A 17,087-nucleotide genomic window follows, 5' to 3' on the forward strand; every position below is an offset into this window, starting at 1 on the left:
ACGCGGGGCGGTGTTTCAGCTGCCCAGCGTGTTGATGTCCGCCGGATCGAGCAGCACCTTGCGTGCGCCCCGGCGCGCCACCGCGAGCATCGCGCGGCCCACCTTCTCCGTGGTGGTCACGCGGTCGGGCCACCAGCGGTGGGCCAGCCCGAGCACGGGCTTGAGCACCACGATCGCGGCGTCGTACAGCGGCGTCTTCGAGCGCACGCCGTGCAGCGGCTGGATCATGCCGGGCCGGAACATGTAGGACGCGCGAAACGGCAGGCGCATCAGCGCGTTCTCGGTCGCGCCCTTCACGCGCGCCCACATGCGTTCGCCGCGCTCGCTGCTGTCGGTGCCCGCGCCCGTCACGTAGGTGAAGGTCATGCCCGGGTTGAGCCGCGCCAGCACGGTGGCGGCTGCGATCGTCAGGTCGTAGGTGATGCGCTTGTACTCGGGCTCCTTCATGCCGACCGAGGACACGCCCAGGCAGAAGAAGCAGGCGTCGAAGCCTGTCAGCTGCGACTCGATGGCGCGGTAGTCGAACATGTCGGTGTGCACCAGATCCTGCAGCTTGGGATGCTGCTGCCCGGTGGCGCTGCGTCCCACGGCCACCACGCGTTCCACGTCGGGCGCCAGCAGGCACTCGCGCAGCACGCCCTGCCCCACCATGCCGGTGGCGCCAAAGATCAGGATGTTCATGGGAAGGAAGCTCCGAAGCGGTCAGACCGCGAAGGCCGCGGGCTTTTTCTCGAGCACGGCCAGCAGCAGGTCGACGTCGAGGCTGGAAGGCTGCGGCGGTTGCAGCGCGCCGAGCAGGCGCGACAGCGTTTCGATGTGCGGCAGCAGCGGACCGAGAAAGCGCGTGCCGTCGGCCCCCGCCACCAGCAGGGTCGGGAAGGTCTCGACGTCGAAGGCATCGGCGATCTCGGCGTGGTCCTCGATGTCGACCCAGGCGAAGCGGAACTGCGGATGCGCCTTTGCCAGCTCGACCAGCAGCGGCCGGTAGTCGCGGCAGGTGCCGCACCATTCGGCGCACAGGCAGACGACCCACAGCGCGTTGGCATCGGCGGAAGAATCGACGGGGACGACGGGAACAGCGCTCAAGGTGGATACGGCGAAGGTGGGATGGCGAACCCGGGTGGTGCGGCCGCGGGGTCGTGGCTATTATCAACAAAGCCCCTGCGGGGCGCAGGAGACCCACGATGAACACCTCCACCCCTGCCGCGCCGGACGCGCCGGCCACGGTCGATCCGCGCCGCTTCACCAGCTTTGCCGAGTTCTATCCCTTCTACCTGACCGAGCACGCCAACGTCACCTGCCGGCGGCTGCATTTCGCGGGCTCGACGATCTCGCTGCTGTGCCTCGTGGCGCTGGTGGTCACGCTCAATCCGTGGTGGCTGCTGGCCGGGCTGGTGGCGGGCTACGGCTTCGCCTGGGTCGGGCACTTCGGCTTCGAGAAGAACAAGCCGGCCTCGTTCAAGCGCCCGCTGTACTCCTTCATGGGCGACTGGACGATGTACCGGGACATCTGGGCCGGCCGCGTCAAGATCTGACGGCCCCAGCCCCAGGGCGCTCCTAGATTAATAGCACGTCACCCAGCCGCAGCGTGCGCAGCGGGCCCTTCTGCCACAGGTCTTCCAGCGGCTCGGCGCGCGGCATCAGCAGCTCGCGCAACAGCGGCTCGATGGGCGTCGACGGGTCGGCCAGCAGCACGTAGCGCGGGTCCTGGTTGGCGGGCTCCTCGGCCAGCGGCGCGATCCAGTCGAGCCGCACCAGCGTGTCGATCACCGGCACCAGCTGCAGCCCGTCGACCCGCATGCGCGTCAGCAGTTCGCTCGCGCCCATGCCCTTGGCCGGCGTGGCCTGTGCGCGTGCCAGGTGCTGCAGCACTTCCATCGCGAGCTGCATCGGCCAGCCCGCCGCGCCGCCCCGGCGCGCCACGCCGGTCAGCAGGCTCGGCAGGTAGGCCGCGATGACGGCGCCCAGCAGCACGATCACCCAGGCCACGTAGATCCACACCAGCAGGATCGGGAAGGTGGCGAAGGCGCCGTACAGCACCGAATAGGTCGGCACGAGGCTCAGGTAGTAGCCCAGCACGCGCTTGGCGATCTCGATGGCGGCCGCCACGAAGAGGCCGCCGGCCCAGGCGTGCGACCAGCGCACCGTGGTGTTCGGCACGTAGTGATACAGCCCGGCCATGCCGGCCGCGAGCAGCAGGAATTCCAGGGAGTCGAAGGCCAGCTTGACGATGCCTCCGCCCACCACGTCGCGCGAAGCGGCGAACACGTACGAGGTGGTCGACAGGCTCACCGCAAGAATCAGCGGCCCCAGCGTGATGGTCGCCCAGTAGATCAGCACCCGCTGCGCGAGCGGCCGCGGCGTGCGCACGCGCCAGATGTTGTTGAGCGTCTTGTCGATGGTGAGGATCAGCGCGATGGCGGTGATCAGCAGCACCACCAGGCCCGCGATGCCCAGCCCGCTGGCCTTGCTCGCGAACTGGTTCAGGTAGCCCAGCACCTGGCGCGCGATGTTGTCGGGAATCAGGCTCTCGATCAGCCAGCGCTGCAGGCGGCCCTGCATGGTGGCGAACATCGGGAACACGGTGAACAGCGCGAGCGCCACCGTGAAGAACGGCACCATGGCGATGGTCGTGGTGAAGGTCAGGCTGCTGGCCGTGAGGCCGAGGCGGTCTTCGCGGAAACGCTCGCCCAATACCGCGGCGGTGTTGCGCCAAGGAAAGCGCGAAAGATCCCTCCAAAGCTGCCTGCGATTCATGGCCGGTATCATGCCATCCGCTCTTTCCCGAGACGCGCCACACCCGGTGCGCCTCCCCCTCTCTCTTTCGCCGCCACCGTGTCCGACACCCCACTCCCGCCCTCTTCCGTCCGCGCCACCCGATGGGCCGCCGTGGGCAGCCTCGTCGGCCTGATCGTGCTGGGCCTGGCCTGGGAGCTGTGGCTGGCGCCGCTGCGCCCGGGCGGCTCGCTGCTGGCGCTGAAGGTGCTGCCGCTGGTCATTCCGCTCGCGGGGCTCTACAAGAACCGCATGTACACCTACCGCTGGGTCAGCCTGATGATCTGGCTCTACTTCACCGAAGGCGTGGTGCGCGCCTGGAGCGACACCAACGGCGTGGGACAAATCCTTGCGCTCGTCGAGGTGCTGCTGTGCCTCGTGCTCTTCGCGGCCTGCGCGTGGCATGTGCGCCTTCGCCTGCGCCACGCCAAGGCCGCTGCTGCTGCCCGTCCCCTGGAGGCTTCCGCCCAATGACCACCTCTTCTTCCCTCATCGACCAACTGCGCGCCATCGTCGGCGCCACGCACGTGCTGACCGAGGGCGACCTCGCGGCCTACGAGCAGGACTGGCGCAAGCGCGCACGCGGCAAGTCGCTCGCCGTGGTGCGCCCGGCCAATGCACAGCAGGTGGCCGACGTGGTCAAGGCCTGCGCCGCAGCCGGCACGGCCGTCATTCCACAGGGCGGCAACACCGGCCTGGCGGTCGGCTCCATTCCCGACGACAGCGGCACGCAGGTGGTGCTGAGCCTGCAGCGCCTGAACGCCATCCGCAACATCGACGCCGCCAACCTCACGATGACCGTCGAGGCGGGCTGCATCCTGCAGACGCTGCAAGAGACCGCCGAGAAGGCCGGCTACCTGTTCCCCCTGAGCCTGGCGGCCGAGGGCAGCTGCACCATCGGCGGCAACCTCGCGACCAACGCGGGCGGCACGCAGGTGGTGCGCTACGGCAACACGCGCGACCTGTGCCTGGGCCTGGAAGTGGTCACACCGCAGGGCGAGATCTGGGAAGGCACGAGCGGCCTGCGCAAGGACAACACGGGCTACGACCTGCGCGACCTGATCGTCGGCAGCGAAGGCACGCTGGGCGTCATCACCGCGGCGACCATGAAGCTGTACCCGCTGCCCGCCGCGCAGCTCACGGCCTGGGCAGCAGTGCCTTCGCTCGACCATGCGGTCACGCTGCTGGGCCTGGCGCACAAGCACCTGGGCTCGGGCCTCACGGGCTTCGAGGTGATGGGCAAGTTCGCGCTGAGCCTGGTCGACAAGCACATGCCGCAGCTGCGCGTGCCCTTCATCGCCGACGAGGCCGTGCCCTACTGCGTGCTGCTCGAGAACTCCGACAGCGAGTCCGAGGACCACGCCCGCGCGCGCTTCGAGGCGCTGCTCGAAACCGCCTTCGAAGACGGCTGCGTGACCGACGCGGTGGTGGCCGAGAACCTCACGCAGGCGCACCAGCTCTGGCACATCCGCGAGAGCATTCCGCTCGCGCAGGCCGAGGAAGGGCTGAACATCAAGCACGACATCTCGATCCCTGTGTCGCGCATTCCCGCCTTCGTGGAAGCCACCGACGCCCTGCTGAAACGCGAGATCGCCGGCGTGCGGCTCGTGAACTTCGGCCACCTGGGCGACGGCAACCTGCACTACAACGTGCAGGCGCCCGAGAACATCGACACCAAGGCCTTCCTGAAAAACGAGGAAGAGCGCATCAACACGCTGGTCTACGACGCGGTCGAGCAGTTCGGCGGCTCGTTCTCGGCCGAGCATGGCGTGGGCTCGCTCAAGGTCGACAAGCTCGAGAAGCACAAGTCGCCGGTGGCGCTGGAGATGATGCGGGCGATCAAGCGCGGGCTCGACCCGAAGAACATCCTGAACCCGGGGCGCGTGATCCGGGTCTAGCCCGGAAAGTCTTCGCCGCGCAGCTCGATCGGCTGCCCATGCGGCGTGCGCTCCGCCGCATGGTCCCAGGCGTGGCGGTAGCGGGCCAGCTCGTCGCCGGAACTCGCACCCTTGCGCGCCACGAGGTTTTCGAGCGCGGCGAGCCAGTGGCGGTAGTAGGTGTCGCCCGTGTCCGGGTCGCCCGCGGCTTGCGCGGCGCTGATCTGCGTGGCCAGCGCCTCGGCCCATTCGACCCAGCTGAACAGCCCGCGCTCGTGCAGCGCGAGCGTCATCGCAAAGGCCTGCGCCTCCCACGGTTCCCTGAACACCGGCCCGTCGGCGTCGCGCGGCATGCCCGGAGCGAGTGCGAGCGGCGGCATGTCGTTCGCCTTCATGCCGCGGGCTCCAGGTAGCTTTCCCACGCATCGACCGATACCGCGAGGTTCTGGCGCGGCGCGGCGTCGCCCCACAGCTCGGCTTCGGCGAAGACCACGGTGTAGAGCCATTGCGGCTGCTCGCCCAGGCCCTGCGCATTCGCATCGGCGAACACGTGCGCGCCGTGGATGTGCTCGATCGTGCCGCGCTTGCCCTGCACATAGGCCGGCAGGCGCGTGTGGTGGTCGACGCGCCCGAGGTGCATGCGCACGGCCTGCCCGACCGCAAAGCGCGCGGGCGCCGATGCGGGGCGTTCGGTACCCGAGCCCTTGGCGAGCACGGCGGGCACGTTCGCGGCCTGCAGCACGCGGGCGACCGGCGCGGCCGGATGGTGCATCTGCCCGGACGCGATCTCGTCCGCGAAGACCTGCCCGCGCTGCAGCATCAGCTGCTCCAGCGCGCCGAGCCAGATCTGGTAGTAGCTCAGGTCGCGGTAATCGGGCAGCGTTTCGCGCGCGGCGCGGCTGGTGTCGATGTTCCAGGAGCCGGTGGCGCCCATGGCCAGGGTGAGCGCCAGCGCGCGCGGCTCCCAGGCGCCATGGAACAGCTCGCCCTCGGGTTCGGGCGTGACAGGGCCGAAGCCGGGTTGTCCGCCGAGGTCGGCGTGCGTCGTGTAGGTCATGTCGTGCTCCTTGCCGACGGCGCCTCGACCACGCGCGTGCCGATCATCGAATCGCGCGAGACCAGCGCGGCGAGTTCGTCTTCGCTCCAGCCCTCGGTGCCGACGGGCCGCTGCGGGATCACGAGGTAGCGCACTTCGGCGGTCGAGTCCCAGACGCGGATGCGCGTGGTCTCGGGCAAGGTGGTGCCGAAATCGGCCAGCACGCCGCGCGGGTCTTTCACGGCGCGCGAGCGGTAGGGCGCGCTCTTGTACCAGGTGGGCGGCAGGCCGAGCACGGGCCAGGGGTAGCAGCTGCACAGGGTGCAGACGACCATATGGTGCTGCTCGTCGGTGTTGGCCACGGCCACCATGTGCTCGCCCTGTCGGCCCGTATAGCCCAGCGAGGCGATAGCCGCCGTGGCATCGGCCATCAGCCATTCATGGAACTTGCGGTCGACCCAGGCCCGCGCCACCACCCGTGCGCCGTTGCGCGGGCCGATGCGGGTCTGGTAGGTGTCGATCAGCGCATCGAGCGCGGCGGGGTCGATGTAGCCTTTTTGCGTGAGCACGCTTTCGAGGGCGCGCACGCGCAGGTCCATCTCGCCGAGTTCGCTGCTGTGGTCGTGGGAATGGTCGTGGGAGTGGTCATGGCCGGTCATCGGCCGATGCTAGCGCCGCCCCGTAAAATTCCCAACATGACCCTCCCAGCCCGCCCCGTCCGCTCCCAGTACGAAGATTTCATGCGCCACGTCGACACGCACGGCGTGTTCAAGAGCGACCGCACGGGCACCGGCACCAAGAGCGTGTTCGGCCACCAGATGCGCTTCGACCTGAACGAGGGCTTTCCGCTGGTGACCACGAAGAAGGTGCACCTCAAGTCCATCATCCAGGAACTGCTGTGGTTCCTGACCGGCTCCAGCAACAACAACTGGCTCAAGGAGCGCGGCGTCACCATCTGGGACGAATGGGCGCGCGAAGACGGCGACCTGGGCCCCGTGTACGGCGTGCAGTGGCGCAGCTGGCCCACGCCCGACGGCGGACACATCGACCAGATCTCCGACGTCATCAAGACGCTGAAGAGCAACCCCGACTCGCGCCGCATCATCGTGAGCGCCTGGAACGTGGCCGAGCTGTCGAAGATGGCGCTCATGCCTTGCCATGCCTTCTTCCAGTTCTACGTGGCACCGCCGCAGGCCGAGGGCGAGCGCGGCAAGCTCAGCTGCCAGCTCTACCAGCGCAGCGCCGACATCTTCCTGGGCGTGCCCTTCAACATCGCGAGCTACGCGCTGCTCACGCACATGGTGGCGCAGCAGTGCGACCTCGACGTGGGCGACTTCATCTGGACCGGCGGCGACTGCCACATCTACAGCAACCACGCCGAGCAGGTGAAGCTGCAGCTCAGCCGCACGCCTTTCCCCTACCCCACGCTGAACATCAAGCGCAAGCCCGATTCGATCTTCGACTACCAGTACGAAGACTTCGAAGTGCTGGACTACAAGCACGGCGATCCGATCAAGGCGCCGGTGGCGGTGTGATGCCGATGCGCCGTGCGGCTGCCTCGCCCAGCCTGAGCGACGCGCGGTGACGGTGGCGGCCCAGGCTCAGCCCCACCCATTCAGCCAGCGTGCGACGCTGGCAACGCTCGCCGTGCTGGCCGAGCTGACTTTCGTCGGCGCCTCGATGCTGGGCTGGCTTCCCTTGATCATCCTGCAGGGCGTCTTTCTCGGCCCCGTGGTGGCCACCGCCACCGGCGCTGCCTTCACCCTGATGACCTGGTGGATCGTCCAGCCGACGGTTTCAATCACCGGCACGGCGCTGCCCCGGGACAAGGCGCCCACCTTCTTCCGCGCGCTCGACGATCTCCGACAGCAGCTCGACGCACCGTCGATCGACCACGTCGTGCTGATCGACGAACCCAATGCCGCCGCCTACCAGTCCGGCGGCTTTCTGGCCCTGGCCGGTGGCCGGCGCACCCTGATGCTCGGCGTGCCGCTGCTCAAGCTGCTGTCCGACCGGGAACTGCTGGCGGTGGTCGCGCACGAGCTCGGTCACTTCTCGCGCCGCCATGGCCGGCTCGGGCACTGGATCTACAACGTGCGCGCCAAGTGGGACATCTATCTCGACAGCAATCCCGCACGCGACGGGGGCATCGATCGGTTGCGCCGCTGGATCGCGTCGGGCTTCCTGCCGCGCTTCATCCGGATGTCCGCGAGCTGGTCGCGCGCCTGCGAGTTCGAAGCCGATGCGCTCGCGGCCCAGGCCACGAGCGGCGCCGATCTCGCGCGAGCGTTGACCAAGCTCGAAATCACCGACAGCTTGATGCGATCGGACCTGCGTACCCGATTGGGCGAACTGCAGGCCGAATCGATCGATGCGCCACGGACCTTCTGGAACGTCGTCCGGGAATTCGTGCGCGACACGGGCACCGCTCAGCTGGAAGCAGCCCTCGCCGATGTGCGCCGCCGCCCGCCCCGGCGCAACGACAGCCATCCCGCGCTCGACGACCGCGCTCAGGCACTCGGCCAATCGGTCGCCATCCCCCACTGGACCGAGCCCGTCTGTGCCGGCGAACTCCTGTTCGGCGCCAACTGGGCCACCGAACTGGCAGCCGCCAACGCACGCTGGCACGAAAAGACGGCGCCCACCTGGCGGCTTCAGCATCTGAAGCTGGCGGCCCTGCAGGCGCAACAATGGCCTACGGGCGCGCCCGGCGGCGATGGCCACGCGCTCGAGCGTCTGCTCGCGGACGATGCGATCAATGCAACGGACGAAAGCCTGGCGAGTCTGGAGCGCCACGCCCAAGCGCACCCATCCGATGCGCTGGCGCAATACGGGCTGGGCCGCGCGCTGCTCCAGCGCGCCCGCACCGAGGGCATCGAGCAGGTGCGCAGCGCCATCCGTCTGGACAAGCGCCTGGCCGTGGCGGGCTACGGTGAGATCCTCGGGCATCTGCATGCGCATGGCACTGAAGCCGAGATTCGCGAATTCACCAAACGACTGGACCTCGCCGCGGAAAAGCTGGACAAGATCCGGGAAAAACTCTGGCGCCATCTGTTGAAAGAGCCCCTGAACGCGCCACCCCTCTGGGCAGCGCAGCTGCTCTCCAAGGCGATCGACGAAGACGACGCCATCGACGGCTGCTGGGCAGTCCGCACCGACATCGCGAACGAGGCGGAGCTGGTGTTCACCGTGAACATCCTGGTCGTGCGCGTGCGCCATGCAAAACTGACCGTCGAAGAAGCCAACGAAGACGTGCTCATCGAACGGTACGCGTCCTACCTCGGAACGCTTTTCCCTCACAATGAACTGGCGCGCGTGCGCGTGTTCTTCGACACGGAAGTCATGAGTCCACGCCTCCTGGAGCGCTTCGCACAAGTCCCTGGCTGCGAGATCCGCACGCCGACCGTACCGATCAACGTGGGCCTGATCAAGATCGATTCGCTCTGATTCCGACGAAACTGCCGTACCTGCCATGAACATTCACCTGATCTTCGCGCGCGCCGCCAATGGCGTGATCGGCGCGAACAACACCATTCCCTGGCACCTGCCGGAGGACATGGCGCACTTCAAGCAGCAGACGCTGGGCGCGCCGGTGATCATGGGCCGCAAGACCTGGGACTCGCTGCCGCCGCGCTTTCGTCCGTTGCCGGGCCGCCAGAACATCGTGATCACGCGGCAGGCCGACTGGGCCGCCGATGGCGCACAGCGTGTGGGCAGCGTGCAGGAGGCGATCGCGCTGTGCGAAACGCTGAAGCTGCCCGATGCCTGGGTCATCGGCGGCGCACAGATCTACGCCGAAGCCGAACCACTGGCCCAACGCGCGGTGGTCACCGAGATCGCACGCGACTACGAAGGCGACGCGCATGCCCCCGTGCTCGACGCCGCCGTGTGGCGCGAGACGCAGCGCGAGTCGCACGTCTCGGCCAAGGACGGCCTGCCCTTCAGCTTCGTGACCTACGAACGCGTCACTGCATGACGATCAAGCACCGCGCGCCCGGTACCTCGCCACAACTGTCGCGGCGCACCGTGCTGGCCGGTGCCGCCCTGCTCGCCGGCCTCGCGCCGCTGCAGGCCCTGCATGCTGCCGGGCCGCTGGAGTCGGACGAAGAGGCGCTGTTCATGCCCGGCACCGCGCGCCCCACGGCCGATGGCCGGCTCGAGGTCGACGTGCATGCCTGGGTGTTCGAGCGCGAGCACCGCTGGGGCCTGGACGCCGCGCTCGCGCGCTACCTCGGCATGAACCTGAAGAAGCTCACGCCGGCCGCGCGGCTGCGCTTCAGCCAGCGCACCGCGCTGTTCCATGCCGAGTCGGAAGAAGACAAGGTGATCGACGTCGTCTTCGACGGCTCGGCCACGCGCCTCACGATGCCGCCCACGGGCGCCGACGGCCGCAGCAATCTGCGCGCGGTCGTCGAGGCCTCGCACATCCCGGCGTCGCAGGAGTGGCTGCCCTTCCATGGCGTGACCGGTCCGGGCGAGCTGCTGCCGCGCTTTCGCGGCCGTGCGCAGATCGTGCCGGCGCAAGGCGTGTCGGTCATCTCGGACATCGACGACACCATCAAGCGCACGCAGGTGCGCGACCGGCGCGAGATGCTGCTGAACACCTTCGCGCGCCGCTTCGAGGCCGCGCCGGGCATGGCGGCGCACTACCGCGCGCTGGCGCAGGCGCCCGGCACGCGCTTTCACTACCTCTCGGGCAGCCCGATCCAGCTGTACCCCGCGCTCACCGACTTCATTCGCGACGCCGACTTCCCCGCCGGCAGCATGCACCTGCGCGAGAGCACGACGTGGCGCACGCTGATCCCCAGCGCCGAGGATTCGCGCGCACACAAGCTCGGCGTGATCGAGCGGCTGCTGGCCGAATTTCCGCAGCGCCGCTTCCTGCTCGTGGGCGATTCGGGCGAGGCCGACCCCGAGATCTACGCGCAGATGTTCCGCGCGCATCCGCAGCGCATCGACGGCATCGTGATCCGCGACGTGACCGACGAGAACCGGCTGTCCGATCGCTACCGCGCCACCTTCGAAGGCATCGAGCCCGTGGTCTGGCACCTGCTGCGGCCCGACACCACCGCCTGGCCGATTCAACCGGCCAATCGATAGCGGCGGCTCACGCCGCCCGCGCGCCCAGCCAGCGCCGGTAGCGCTTCGTCAGCCGCTTCGTGCGCAACTGGTCGAGCACCAGGGTCAGGAACGGCGAATGCGCGGGCGCTGCGTTGCGCCCCGGGCGCAGCGTGCGCAGCCGGCGCTTCACCAGCGCCATGCGCGCCAGCGCGGCCATGACCTGGTCCTTCCAGTCGACCTGCGGGCTCTGCGCCGCCGCGTCTTCGCCCGCGCGCCAGCGTGCGGGCAGGTCGGGCGCCACGGCCAATGCGGTGGCCATGCCCACCACGGCGACGCCTTCTCCCAGCACCCGTTCGGCGACGGCGCGGCGCACGATGCCGCCCGTGGTCATGACCGGCATGCGCGCCTCGGCGGCCAGCTCCCGGGCGAACTCCAGGAAGTAGGCCTCGCGCGCCAACGTGCGGCCGTCGGCGGTGCGTCCCTGCATCGCCGGGCTCTCGTAGCTGCCGCCCGACAGTTCGACCAGGTCCACGGCCTCGTCGTTGAGCCAGCGGATGACCTGCTTCGCATCGTTCTCCGAGAAGCCGCCGCGCTGGAAGTCGGCGGAGTTGAGCTTCACGGCCACGGCGAAGCCAGGCGCCACGCGGGCCCGCACGGCACGCACCACGTCGAGCAGAAAGCGCGCGCGGTTCTCCAGGCTGCCGCCCCAGGCATCGGTGCGCTGGTTGGTCAGCGGCGACAAGAACTGCGAGAGCAGGTAGCCATGCGCCGCATGCACCTGCACGCCGGTGAAGCCCGCGCGCTCGGCGGCCTGCGCCGTGGCGGCGAAGCGGTCGACGGTCTCGGCGATCTCCGCCTCGCTCATCGCCTTGGGTTGCACGAAAAGCTTGCTGTGCTTGCCCAGGTCGAGCGCCACCGACGACGGCGCCCACGCCGTGCCGCCCATGTTGATCTGCACCTGGCGACCCGGATGGTTGATCTGCATCCACACCTGCGCGCCGCCGCTGCGCGCGGCCGCGGCCCATTCGCTGAAGCGCTCGAGCGGCGTGCCGGCTTCGAGCACGACGCCGCCTGGGCCGGTGAGCGCGCGGCCGTCGATCATCACGTTGCCCGTGAGGATCAGGCCCGCCCCGCCCTGCGCCCAGACGCGGTACAGGTCGTGCAGCGCCGCGCCCGGCAGCTGCCCGGCGTCGGCCATGTTTTCCTCCATGGCGGCCTTGGCCAGGCGGTTGGGCAGGACGCTCCCGTTGGGCAGGGTCAGCGGCAGGAAAAGCGGCGAGGAGTTCACGATGAGGACCGGGTGGTGGAGTGGAAAAACCCGATGCTAAGATTAAAGCCAACTTGAAGGTCAAGCGATATGAAGATCGGTGAACTGGCAGACAAGACCGGCATGGCGCCCTCGGCCATCCGCTTCTACGAGCAAAGCGGCCTGCTGCCCGCGCCCGAGCGCGGCGCCAATGGGTACCGCGTCTACACCGAGGCCGCGCTCAAGCGGCTGCAGCTGATCCAGATCGCGCAGAACCTCGGCTTCTCGCTGGACAGCCTGCGCAGCGCCTTCGCGGGCTGCGAGGTCTTCTCGGGGGACGACCTGCTCGAGCGGCTCGACGGCCGCGTGCGCGAAATCGACCAGCTCATGGCCGGCCTGCGCGCGCAGCGGCGCGACCTGACCGACCTGCGCACCACATTGCGCCAGACCTGGGCCGATGGCGAATGCATGGACCCCGCCACGCTGGCCGAAAGCATGGCTACGACCAGAAACAAAGTGGCACGTCCTTCGCGCCCGCAGAAAGAACTGGAAACTTCGGTACACGCCTCGAAAGGCATGCGCGGCGCAGGGTTTAGACAGCGCTAATTGTTTGTGCGCACAATGTCCTGACCGCCCTCCCCTCAACACAAGGAGACGACCCATGTCCATGGAATTTCTTCGGACCCTCGCCGAGCAGAAATTGCCATACGTCCTCCACACGCCCGCAGACATCGACAGGCTGCGCGTGCTGCGTGCCGCCGATCTCGTGACTGCCTTCATTCCGCCGTCGGAGCACGCGCCCGACGAGCGCGCGATCCATCAGCTGGCCCAGGTGGAATCGATCACCGCGAAGGGTCGCCTCGCCCTGAACAAGGCGACCTCTTCGTTCATCGAACTCTGAGGCGCCACGTCCGCTCGGGCAACGCTCAGACCACGCCCTGCGCCAGCATCGCATCGGCCACGCGCACGAAGCCGGCGATGTTCGCGCCATCGACGTAGCTCACGCTGCCGTCGGCGCGCGAACCGTAGTGCAGGCACGACTCGTGGATGCCCTGCATGATCTGCAGCAGGCGCGCATCGACCTCGTCGCGCGTCCATGACAACCGCGCCGCGTTCTGGCTCATCTCCAGGCCCGACGTGGCCACGCCGCCCGCGTTGCTGGCCTTGCCCGGCGCGTACAGCACGCCGTGGCCTTCGAGCACCTTCACGGCCTCCATGGTCGAGGGCATGTTGGCGCCTTCGGCCACGCACACCACGCCGTTCTTCACCAGCGTGCGCGCGTCTTCCTCGTTGAGCTCGTTCTGCGTGGCGCTGGGCAGTGCCACGTCGACCGGCACGTGCCACGGCGTGGCACCGGCCACGAAACGGGTGCCGGTGCGCTCGGCGTAGTCGCTCACGCGGCCGTAGAGGTGGTTCTTCACGTCCATCAGCACGGCCAGCTTCTCGGGCGTGAAGCCTTCCTCGTCGACCACGGTGCCGCTCGAATCGGACACGGTGACCACCTTGGCGCCCAGCGCCATGGCCTTCTCGATGGTGTACTGCGCCACGTTGCCCGCGCCCGAGACGCTCACGCGCAGGCCGTCGAAGCTGCGGCCCTTGCGCTTGAGCATTTCCTGCGCGAAGTAGACGTTGCCGTAGCCGGTGGCCTCGGGGCGGATCAGCGAACCGCCGAAGCTCAGGCCCTTGCCGGTGAACACGCAGTCGGCGCGGTTGGTGAGCTTCTTGACCATGCCGGCCATGAAGCCGACCTCGCGCCCGCCCACGCCCACGTCGCCCGCCGGCACGTCGGTGTCGGAGCCCACGTGGCGGAACAGCTCGGTCACGAGCGCCTGGCAGAAGCGCATCACCTCGCCCTGGCTCTTGCCCTTGGGGTCGAAGTCGGCGCCGCCCTTGCCGCCCCCCATGGGCAGCGTGGTCAGCGCATTCTTGAAGGTCTGCTCGAAGGCCAGGAACTTGAGGATCGACAGGTTCACCGAGGGGTGGAAGCGCATGCCGCCCTTGTAGGGGCCGATGGCCAGGCTGTGCTGGATGCGGAAGCCGCGGTTGACCTGCACCTCGCCGTGGTCGTCCACCCAGGACACGCGGAACATGATCACGCGCTCGGGCTCCACCAGCCGCTCCAGCAGGCTGTGGCTCGTGTACTTGGGGTGCTTCTCGATGTAGGGCCACAGGCTCTCCATCACTTCGGTCACGGCCTGCAGGTACTCGGGCTGTCCGGGGTTGCGTTGTGCGACGTGTGCGAGGAACCCCCCGACGGATGCGTGCTTCATTCCAATCAATCCTCTGTTTTCCAAAACGGTGCATAACCTTATGCGAATCCTGCATTTTGCCGGATCGGAGAACCAGATTGAGGCGCAAAGCCCTAACAAGGTGCGTTGTTTGGGGCGCGTGACGTGATGAGGCCCCAACTTGGAACATCGCCGGAGCGCACCGGCGCACGCAAAAAACGGTCAGAATCCCGCCCCGCGCGCCCTCCCGCACGGCCCGTCTCGGAATTCAAAGATGCAGATCAGCTACCGCTTCCAGTTCTCGCAGGCGCATGTGCTCACCGGCTTCCTGCGCAACCTGCAGCAGGTCTGGTGGGTCCGGTTCAAGTGGCCGTTGGCGCTGCTGTTTGCCCTGGCCCTGGCCGTGTGCGTCTACGAAGGGTTGCCCATCCTGGCGGTCGTTTTCGCGGTCGGCATCGCGCTGCTGCTGAGCGCGCCGGCCATCGCCCGGCTGGCCCTCCATCGCTTCAGGAAGAGCCCCTTCTACAACGACGAGATCGACTTCTCGCTGTCGGAGAGCGGCTCCCACGCACGGGGCCGCCACAGCGAGGTGCGCCACGGCTGGGAGGCCTACACCAAGGCCCGCCGCTTCAAGGACGGCCTGCTGCTGTGCCACGGCCCGGACGCCTTCCACTGGTTGCCCGATGCGGCCGCGGCCGATCCGGCCGCCATTGCAGCGGCGCAGCAGCTCGCACGCGCGCGCATCCGGGACTACCGCGAGCTCTGACCGGGAACCGGGGACGATGAAGGCAAGGCGCCCCGGATCAACGGCACGCCCGCCTGCTACTTGCGCGCCTTCTCGATCTCCGCCATCAGTTCCTTGACGGTGGCCTCGCCGACCGAGGCCGTGTACTTGTCGATCACCGGCTTCACCTTGGCGCGCAGCTTCGCCATTTCTTCGGGTGGCAGTTCGGAGACCGTCATGCCGGCCTTCTTGAGCGCATCGAGCGCGCTGTCGGCGGCGCCGCGCGAGGCCTGGCGCTGGAACGTGGTCGCCTCCGCGGCGGCCTCGTTGACGATCTTCTTTTCGTCGGCACTCATGCCGTCCCAGGTCTTGCGGCTGATCAGCAGCGCCTGCGGGTTGTAGATGTGGCGGGTCTGGGTAATGTACTTCTGCACTTCCGCGAACTTGGACGACAGGATGGTCGTGTTCGGGTTCTCCTGGCCGTCGACCGCCTTCTGGTCGAGCGCGGGGTACAGCTCGGGGAACGGCAGCGGCGTGGCGTTGGCGCCCAGCGCGCTGAACATGTCGATGTAGATCGGCGACTGGATCACGCGGATCTTCAGGCCCGCGATGTCGTCGGCCTTGACGATCGGACGCTTGCTGTTCGTCAGGTTGCGAAAGCCCAGGTCCCAGTAGCCCAGGCCGTGCAGCGCCTTGTCCTCCAGCTTGGCCATCAGCTTCTGGCCGAAGGGGCCGTCGGTGACGACGTCGGCTTCCTTGCCGCTGTTGAAGAGGAACGGGAAGTCGTAGGCCGCGAACTCCTTCACCTGCGCCGACAGGATGCCGGCGTTGAGCACGGTCATCTCCACCGTGCCGCCCTGCAGTGCCGACACCGTCTGCAGGTCGCCGCCCAGCGTGCCGCCCGGGAACAGCTTCACGGTGAGCTTGCCGCCCGACTTCGCGGCCACGAGGTCGGCGAACTTCTGCGCGCCCTGCGCCTGCGGATGGCCGGCCTGGTTCTGGAACGCGAACTTGATGGTGCGCTCCTTGAGCTGCGCGAACGCACCTGGGGCGGCGAACGCGAGGGCCGCCGCCATGGCGGCCAGCAGCAGGGTGCGCTTCGAATGCTTCGTCTTCATGGTGATGTCTCCTTCTCTTTTTGGGGGTGGTGAAACCGGCAGGGCCTACGCCCTCTTCTTGAACAACGCCGAGGCCCCGCTGGCGCGCGCCACCTCTTCGGCGGCCTGGCACAGCGCCGGTCCCAGCGCTTCCATGCGCTGCGGCGTGAGCCGCACCGACGGGCCCGCGATGGTGACGACCCCGATCGCCGTGCCGTCGGCGCCGAACACGGGCGCGGCCATGGCGGTCATCGCGGGGGCGAACACCTCGTTGATCATGCTGAAGCCGCGCTGGCGCGCCGCCTTCACGAAAGCCATCACGGCCTTGAGCGACGTGGGGGCCTTGGGGCCGTAGTCCTCGGGCTTGCCCAGCCCCTTCTTGGCGACGAGCGCCATCGCATCGTCCTCGCCCATGGTCGACAACCACGCATGCCCGGCTGCGCTGCACGAGAGCGCCACCGACAGGCCCATGTCGGGGTCGTAGCGCAGGCCATGCGTGGCGCCTTGGGCCTTGGCGACGAAAGTCAGGTCTTCGCCATCGACCACCGCCAGGCGCACGAGCTCGCCCGAGGTCGAGGCCAGCTGGTCGAGCAGCGGCTGCGCGATGTCGACGATGCCCGAGCGGCTGAGGAACGACAGGCTGATCGAGACCAGCTTGATGGTCAGCACGTAGTGGCCGTCGCGCGCCTCCTGCCGCACGTAGCCGCAGCGAATGAGCTCCGCGAGCAATCGGTGCGATGCACTCAATGGAATCTGCAATTCGCTGGCCAACGCCGACAGCGCGCATCCCTCGGGATGCTCCGCCAGATGTTCCAGCACCTTGAAGCTGCGTTCCAGTATTCCGCTCATTTCGTCCTCCAGATGTCGTCTCGTCAACGCGGGCGATGCGGCCCGCCACTCAGGGTCCGCCAGCGTAGCAGAACTCGGGGAAGGGATTTCCATTATGGAAATTCTTTCCAACAAAAATACGATCGCCTCCGTCCGGCATTTTTTCCTTCCCCCTTTCTTCCTTCCCGCCTGAGGACCCTTCGTGAAACTTCTTC

General features: G+C 68.1%; 20 protein-coding genes. 10 read left to right on the plus strand and 10 right to left on the minus strand.

Annotation, left to right across the window (positions count from 1 at the left end):
* Window positions 1-15: 15 nt before the first annotated feature.
* Both AC07SQ_RS27270 and AC07SQ_RS27275 read right to left on the minus strand, forming a co-directional pair.
* Window positions 16-681 carry an NAD-dependent epimerase/dehydratase family protein gene (locus tag AC07SQ_RS27270; protein WP_495273306.1) on the minus strand — a complete coding sequence of 222 codons (666 nt, stop codon included), beginning with the start codon at window positions 679-681 and terminating at the stop codon, window positions 16-18.
* Between the two features lie 21 nt (window positions 682-702).
* The gene (locus tag AC07SQ_RS27275; RefSeq protein ID WP_139705773.1) at window positions 703-1,086 is read right to left on the minus strand and encodes a thioredoxin family protein; all 384 of its coding nucleotides are present in this window, start codon (window positions 1,084-1,086) and stop codon (window positions 703-705) included.
* 98 nt (window positions 1,087-1,184) lie between these two features.
* On the opposite strand from AC07SQ_RS27275, the gene AC07SQ_RS27280 reads away from it, so the two are divergent.
* Window positions 1,185-1,535 (plus strand): Mpo1-like protein, encoded by a 351-nt coding sequence (locus AC07SQ_RS27280; RefSeq protein ID WP_487849331.1) that lies wholly within the window; start codon window positions 1,185-1,187, stop codon window positions 1,533-1,535.
* A 22-nt stretch (window positions 1,536-1,557) separates the two neighbouring features.
* Here AC07SQ_RS27280 and AC07SQ_RS27285 read toward each other — a convergent pair whose 3' ends face one another.
* Window positions 1,558-2,769, minus strand: coding sequence for a YihY family inner membrane protein (locus AC07SQ_RS27285; protein ID WP_495273305.1), 1,212 nt, complete (start codon window positions 2,767-2,769; stop codon window positions 1,558-1,560).
* A 66-nt stretch (window positions 2,770-2,835) separates the two neighbouring features.
* On the opposite strand from AC07SQ_RS27285, the gene AC07SQ_RS27290 reads away from it, so the two are divergent.
* Both AC07SQ_RS27290 and AC07SQ_RS27295 read left to right on the plus strand, forming a co-directional pair.
* Window positions 2,836-3,249, plus strand: a complete 414-nt coding sequence (locus AC07SQ_RS27290; RefSeq protein WP_489057548.1) for a DUF2069 domain-containing protein — start codon at window positions 2,836-2,838, stop codon at window positions 3,247-3,249.
* On the plus strand, window positions 3,246-4,673 hold the full coding sequence (locus tag AC07SQ_RS27295; protein WP_354348183.1) for an FAD-binding oxidoreductase: 1,428 nt from the start codon (window positions 3,246-3,248) through the stop codon (window positions 4,671-4,673). Before AC07SQ_RS27290 ends, AC07SQ_RS27295 begins: the two co-directional genes overlap by 4 nt.
* Here the strand turns inward: AC07SQ_RS27295 and AC07SQ_RS27300 are convergent.
* Genes AC07SQ_RS27300 through nthA form a run of 3 tightly spaced genes read right to left on the minus strand, consistent with a single transcriptional unit; the run spans window position 4,670 to window position 6,347 of the window.
* The gene (locus tag AC07SQ_RS27300) at window positions 4,670-5,047 is read right to left on the minus strand and encodes a nitrile hydratase accessory protein (protein WP_070059726.1); all 378 of its coding nucleotides are present in this window, start codon (window positions 5,045-5,047) and stop codon (window positions 4,670-4,672) included. The genes AC07SQ_RS27295 and AC07SQ_RS27300 overlap by 4 nt on opposite strands.
* Window positions 5,044-5,709, minus strand: coding sequence for a nitrile hydratase subunit beta (gene nthB, locus AC07SQ_RS27305; RefSeq protein WP_495273304.1), 666 nt, complete (start codon window positions 5,707-5,709; stop codon window positions 5,044-5,046). The genes AC07SQ_RS27300 and nthB overlap by 4 nt, the downstream gene beginning before the upstream one ends.
* Complete coding sequence (gene nthA / locus AC07SQ_RS27310; protein ID WP_495273303.1) at window positions 5,706-6,347, minus strand: nitrile hydratase subunit alpha; 642 nt, start codon at window positions 6,345-6,347, stop codon at window positions 5,706-5,708. The genes nthB and nthA overlap by 4 nt, the downstream gene beginning before the upstream one ends.
* A gap of 36 nt (window positions 6,348-6,383) precedes the next feature.
* Here nthA and AC07SQ_RS27315 point away from each other — a divergent pair, with 36 nt between their 5' ends.
* The 4 genes from AC07SQ_RS27315 to AC07SQ_RS27330 are packed head-to-tail and all read left to right on the plus strand — an operon-like array spanning window position 6,384 to window position 10,788.
* Window positions 6,384-7,223, plus strand: coding sequence for a thymidylate synthase (locus AC07SQ_RS27315; RefSeq protein WP_095744526.1), 840 nt, complete (start codon window positions 6,384-6,386; stop codon window positions 7,221-7,223).
* Between the two features lie 46 nt (window positions 7,224-7,269).
* Complete coding sequence (locus AC07SQ_RS27320; RefSeq protein ID WP_495273302.1) at window positions 7,270-9,135, plus strand: M48 family metalloprotease; 1,866 nt, start codon at window positions 7,270-7,272, stop codon at window positions 9,133-9,135.
* Between the two features lie 25 nt (window positions 9,136-9,160).
* A complete protein-coding gene (locus AC07SQ_RS27325; protein WP_495273301.1) occupies window positions 9,161-9,664 on the plus strand; it encodes a dihydrofolate reductase in 504 nt (167 codons plus the stop codon).
* On the plus strand, window positions 9,661-10,788 hold the full coding sequence (locus AC07SQ_RS27330) for a phosphatidate phosphatase App1 family protein (RefSeq protein ID WP_495273300.1): 1,128 nt from the start codon (window positions 9,661-9,663) through the stop codon (window positions 10,786-10,788). The genes AC07SQ_RS27325 and AC07SQ_RS27330 overlap by 4 nt, the downstream gene beginning before the upstream one ends.
* A gap of 7 nt (window positions 10,789-10,795) precedes the next feature.
* Here the strand turns inward: AC07SQ_RS27330 and AC07SQ_RS27335 are convergent, their stop codons facing one another.
* A complete protein-coding gene (locus AC07SQ_RS27335; RefSeq protein WP_495273299.1) occupies window positions 10,796-12,037 on the minus strand; it encodes an NADH:flavin oxidoreductase/NADH oxidase family protein in 1,242 nt (413 codons plus the stop codon).
* Window positions 12,038-12,106: 69 nt separating this feature from the next.
* Here AC07SQ_RS27335 and AC07SQ_RS27340 point away from each other — a divergent pair, with 69 nt between their 5' ends.
* Both AC07SQ_RS27340 and AC07SQ_RS27345 read left to right on the plus strand, forming a co-directional pair.
* Window positions 12,107-12,601 carry a MerR family transcriptional regulator gene (locus AC07SQ_RS27340; protein WP_492681270.1) on the plus strand — a complete coding sequence of 165 codons (495 nt, stop codon included), beginning with the start codon at window positions 12,107-12,109 and terminating at the stop codon, window positions 12,599-12,601.
* Between the two features lie 55 nt (window positions 12,602-12,656).
* Window positions 12,657-12,896, plus strand: a complete 240-nt coding sequence (locus tag AC07SQ_RS27345; RefSeq protein WP_095951069.1) for a hypothetical protein — start codon at window positions 12,657-12,659, stop codon at window positions 12,894-12,896.
* A gap of 25 nt (window positions 12,897-12,921) precedes the next feature.
* Here the strand turns inward: AC07SQ_RS27345 and gdhA are convergent, their stop codons facing one another.
* Window positions 12,922-14,265: an NADP-specific glutamate dehydrogenase gene (gdhA, locus tag AC07SQ_RS27350; RefSeq protein ID WP_095744520.1), complete on the minus strand. Its 1,344-nt coding sequence runs from the start codon at window positions 14,263-14,265 to the stop codon at window positions 12,922-12,924.
* Window positions 14,266-14,497: 232 nt separating this feature from the next.
* Here gdhA and AC07SQ_RS27355 point away from each other — a divergent pair, with 232 nt between their 5' ends.
* Entirely contained in the window at window positions 14,498-14,989 is a 492-nt protein-coding gene (locus AC07SQ_RS27355; protein ID WP_495273298.1) for a hypothetical protein, read from the plus strand.
* A 56-nt stretch (window positions 14,990-15,045) separates the two neighbouring features.
* Here AC07SQ_RS27355 and AC07SQ_RS27360 read toward each other — a convergent pair whose 3' ends face one another.
* Window positions 15,046-16,065, minus strand: a complete 1,020-nt coding sequence (locus AC07SQ_RS27360) for a TRAP transporter substrate-binding protein (RefSeq protein WP_495273297.1) — start codon at window positions 16,063-16,065, stop codon at window positions 15,046-15,048.
* 45 nt (window positions 16,066-16,110) lie between these two features.
* Complete coding sequence (locus AC07SQ_RS27365) at window positions 16,111-16,893, minus strand: IclR family transcriptional regulator (RefSeq protein WP_062476577.1); 783 nt, start codon at window positions 16,891-16,893, stop codon at window positions 16,111-16,113.
* Window positions 16,894-17,087 lie beyond the last annotated feature (194 nt).

This window comes from Variovorax sp. GW821-FHT06D12 (assembly GCF_059419205.1).

Excerpts from the sequence above, each read along its gene's own strand:
- AC07SQ_RS27360 (WP_495273297.1), bottom strand. The coding sequence starts at position 16,065 with ATGAAGACGAAGCATTCGAAGCGCACCCTGCTGCTGGCCGCCATGGCG.
- AC07SQ_RS27340 (WP_492681270.1), top strand. The coding sequence starts at position 12,107 with ATGAAGATCGGTGAACTGGCAGACAAGACCGGCATGGCGCCCTCGGCC.
- AC07SQ_RS27345 (WP_095951069.1), top strand. The coding sequence starts at position 12,657 with ATGTCCATGGAATTTCTTCGGACCCTCGCCGAGCAGAAATTGCCATAC.
- gdhA (WP_095744520.1), bottom strand. The coding sequence starts at position 14,265 with ATGAAGCACGCATCCGTCGGGGGGTTCCTCGCACACGTCGCACAACGC.
- AC07SQ_RS27325 (WP_495273301.1), top strand. The coding sequence starts at position 9,161 with ATGAACATTCACCTGATCTTCGCGCGCGCCGCCAATGGCGTGATCGGC.
- AC07SQ_RS27280 (WP_487849331.1), top strand. The coding sequence starts at position 1,185 with ATGAACACCTCCACCCCTGCCGCGCCGGACGCGCCGGCCACGGTCGAT.
- AC07SQ_RS27285 (WP_495273305.1), bottom strand. The coding sequence starts at position 2,769 with ATGATACCGGCCATGAATCGCAGGCAGCTTTGGAGGGATCTTTCGCGC.
- nthA (WP_495273303.1), bottom strand. The coding sequence starts at position 6,347 with ATGACCGGCCATGACCACTCCCACGACCATTCCCACGACCACAGCAGC.
- AC07SQ_RS27315 (WP_095744526.1), top strand. The coding sequence starts at position 6,384 with ATGACCCTCCCAGCCCGCCCCGTCCGCTCCCAGTACGAAGATTTCATG.
- AC07SQ_RS27270 (WP_495273306.1), bottom strand. The coding sequence starts at position 681 with ATGAACATCCTGATCTTTGGCGCCACCGGCATGGTGGGGCAGGGCGTG.
- AC07SQ_RS27365 (WP_062476577.1), bottom strand. The coding sequence starts at position 16,893 with ATGAGCGGAATACTGGAACGCAGCTTCAAGGTGCTGGAACATCTGGCG.
- AC07SQ_RS27300 (WP_070059726.1), bottom strand. The coding sequence starts at position 5,047 with ATGAAGGCGAACGACATGCCGCCGCTCGCACTCGCTCCGGGCATGCCG.
- AC07SQ_RS27355 (WP_495273298.1), top strand. The coding sequence starts at position 14,498 with ATGCAGATCAGCTACCGCTTCCAGTTCTCGCAGGCGCATGTGCTCACC.
- nthB (WP_495273304.1), bottom strand. The coding sequence starts at position 5,709 with ATGACCTACACGACGCACGCCGACCTCGGCGGACAACCCGGCTTCGGC.
- AC07SQ_RS27330 (WP_495273300.1), top strand. The coding sequence starts at position 9,661 with ATGACGATCAAGCACCGCGCGCCCGGTACCTCGCCACAACTGTCGCGG.
- AC07SQ_RS27295 (WP_354348183.1), top strand. The coding sequence starts at position 3,246 with ATGACCACCTCTTCTTCCCTCATCGACCAACTGCGCGCCATCGTCGGC.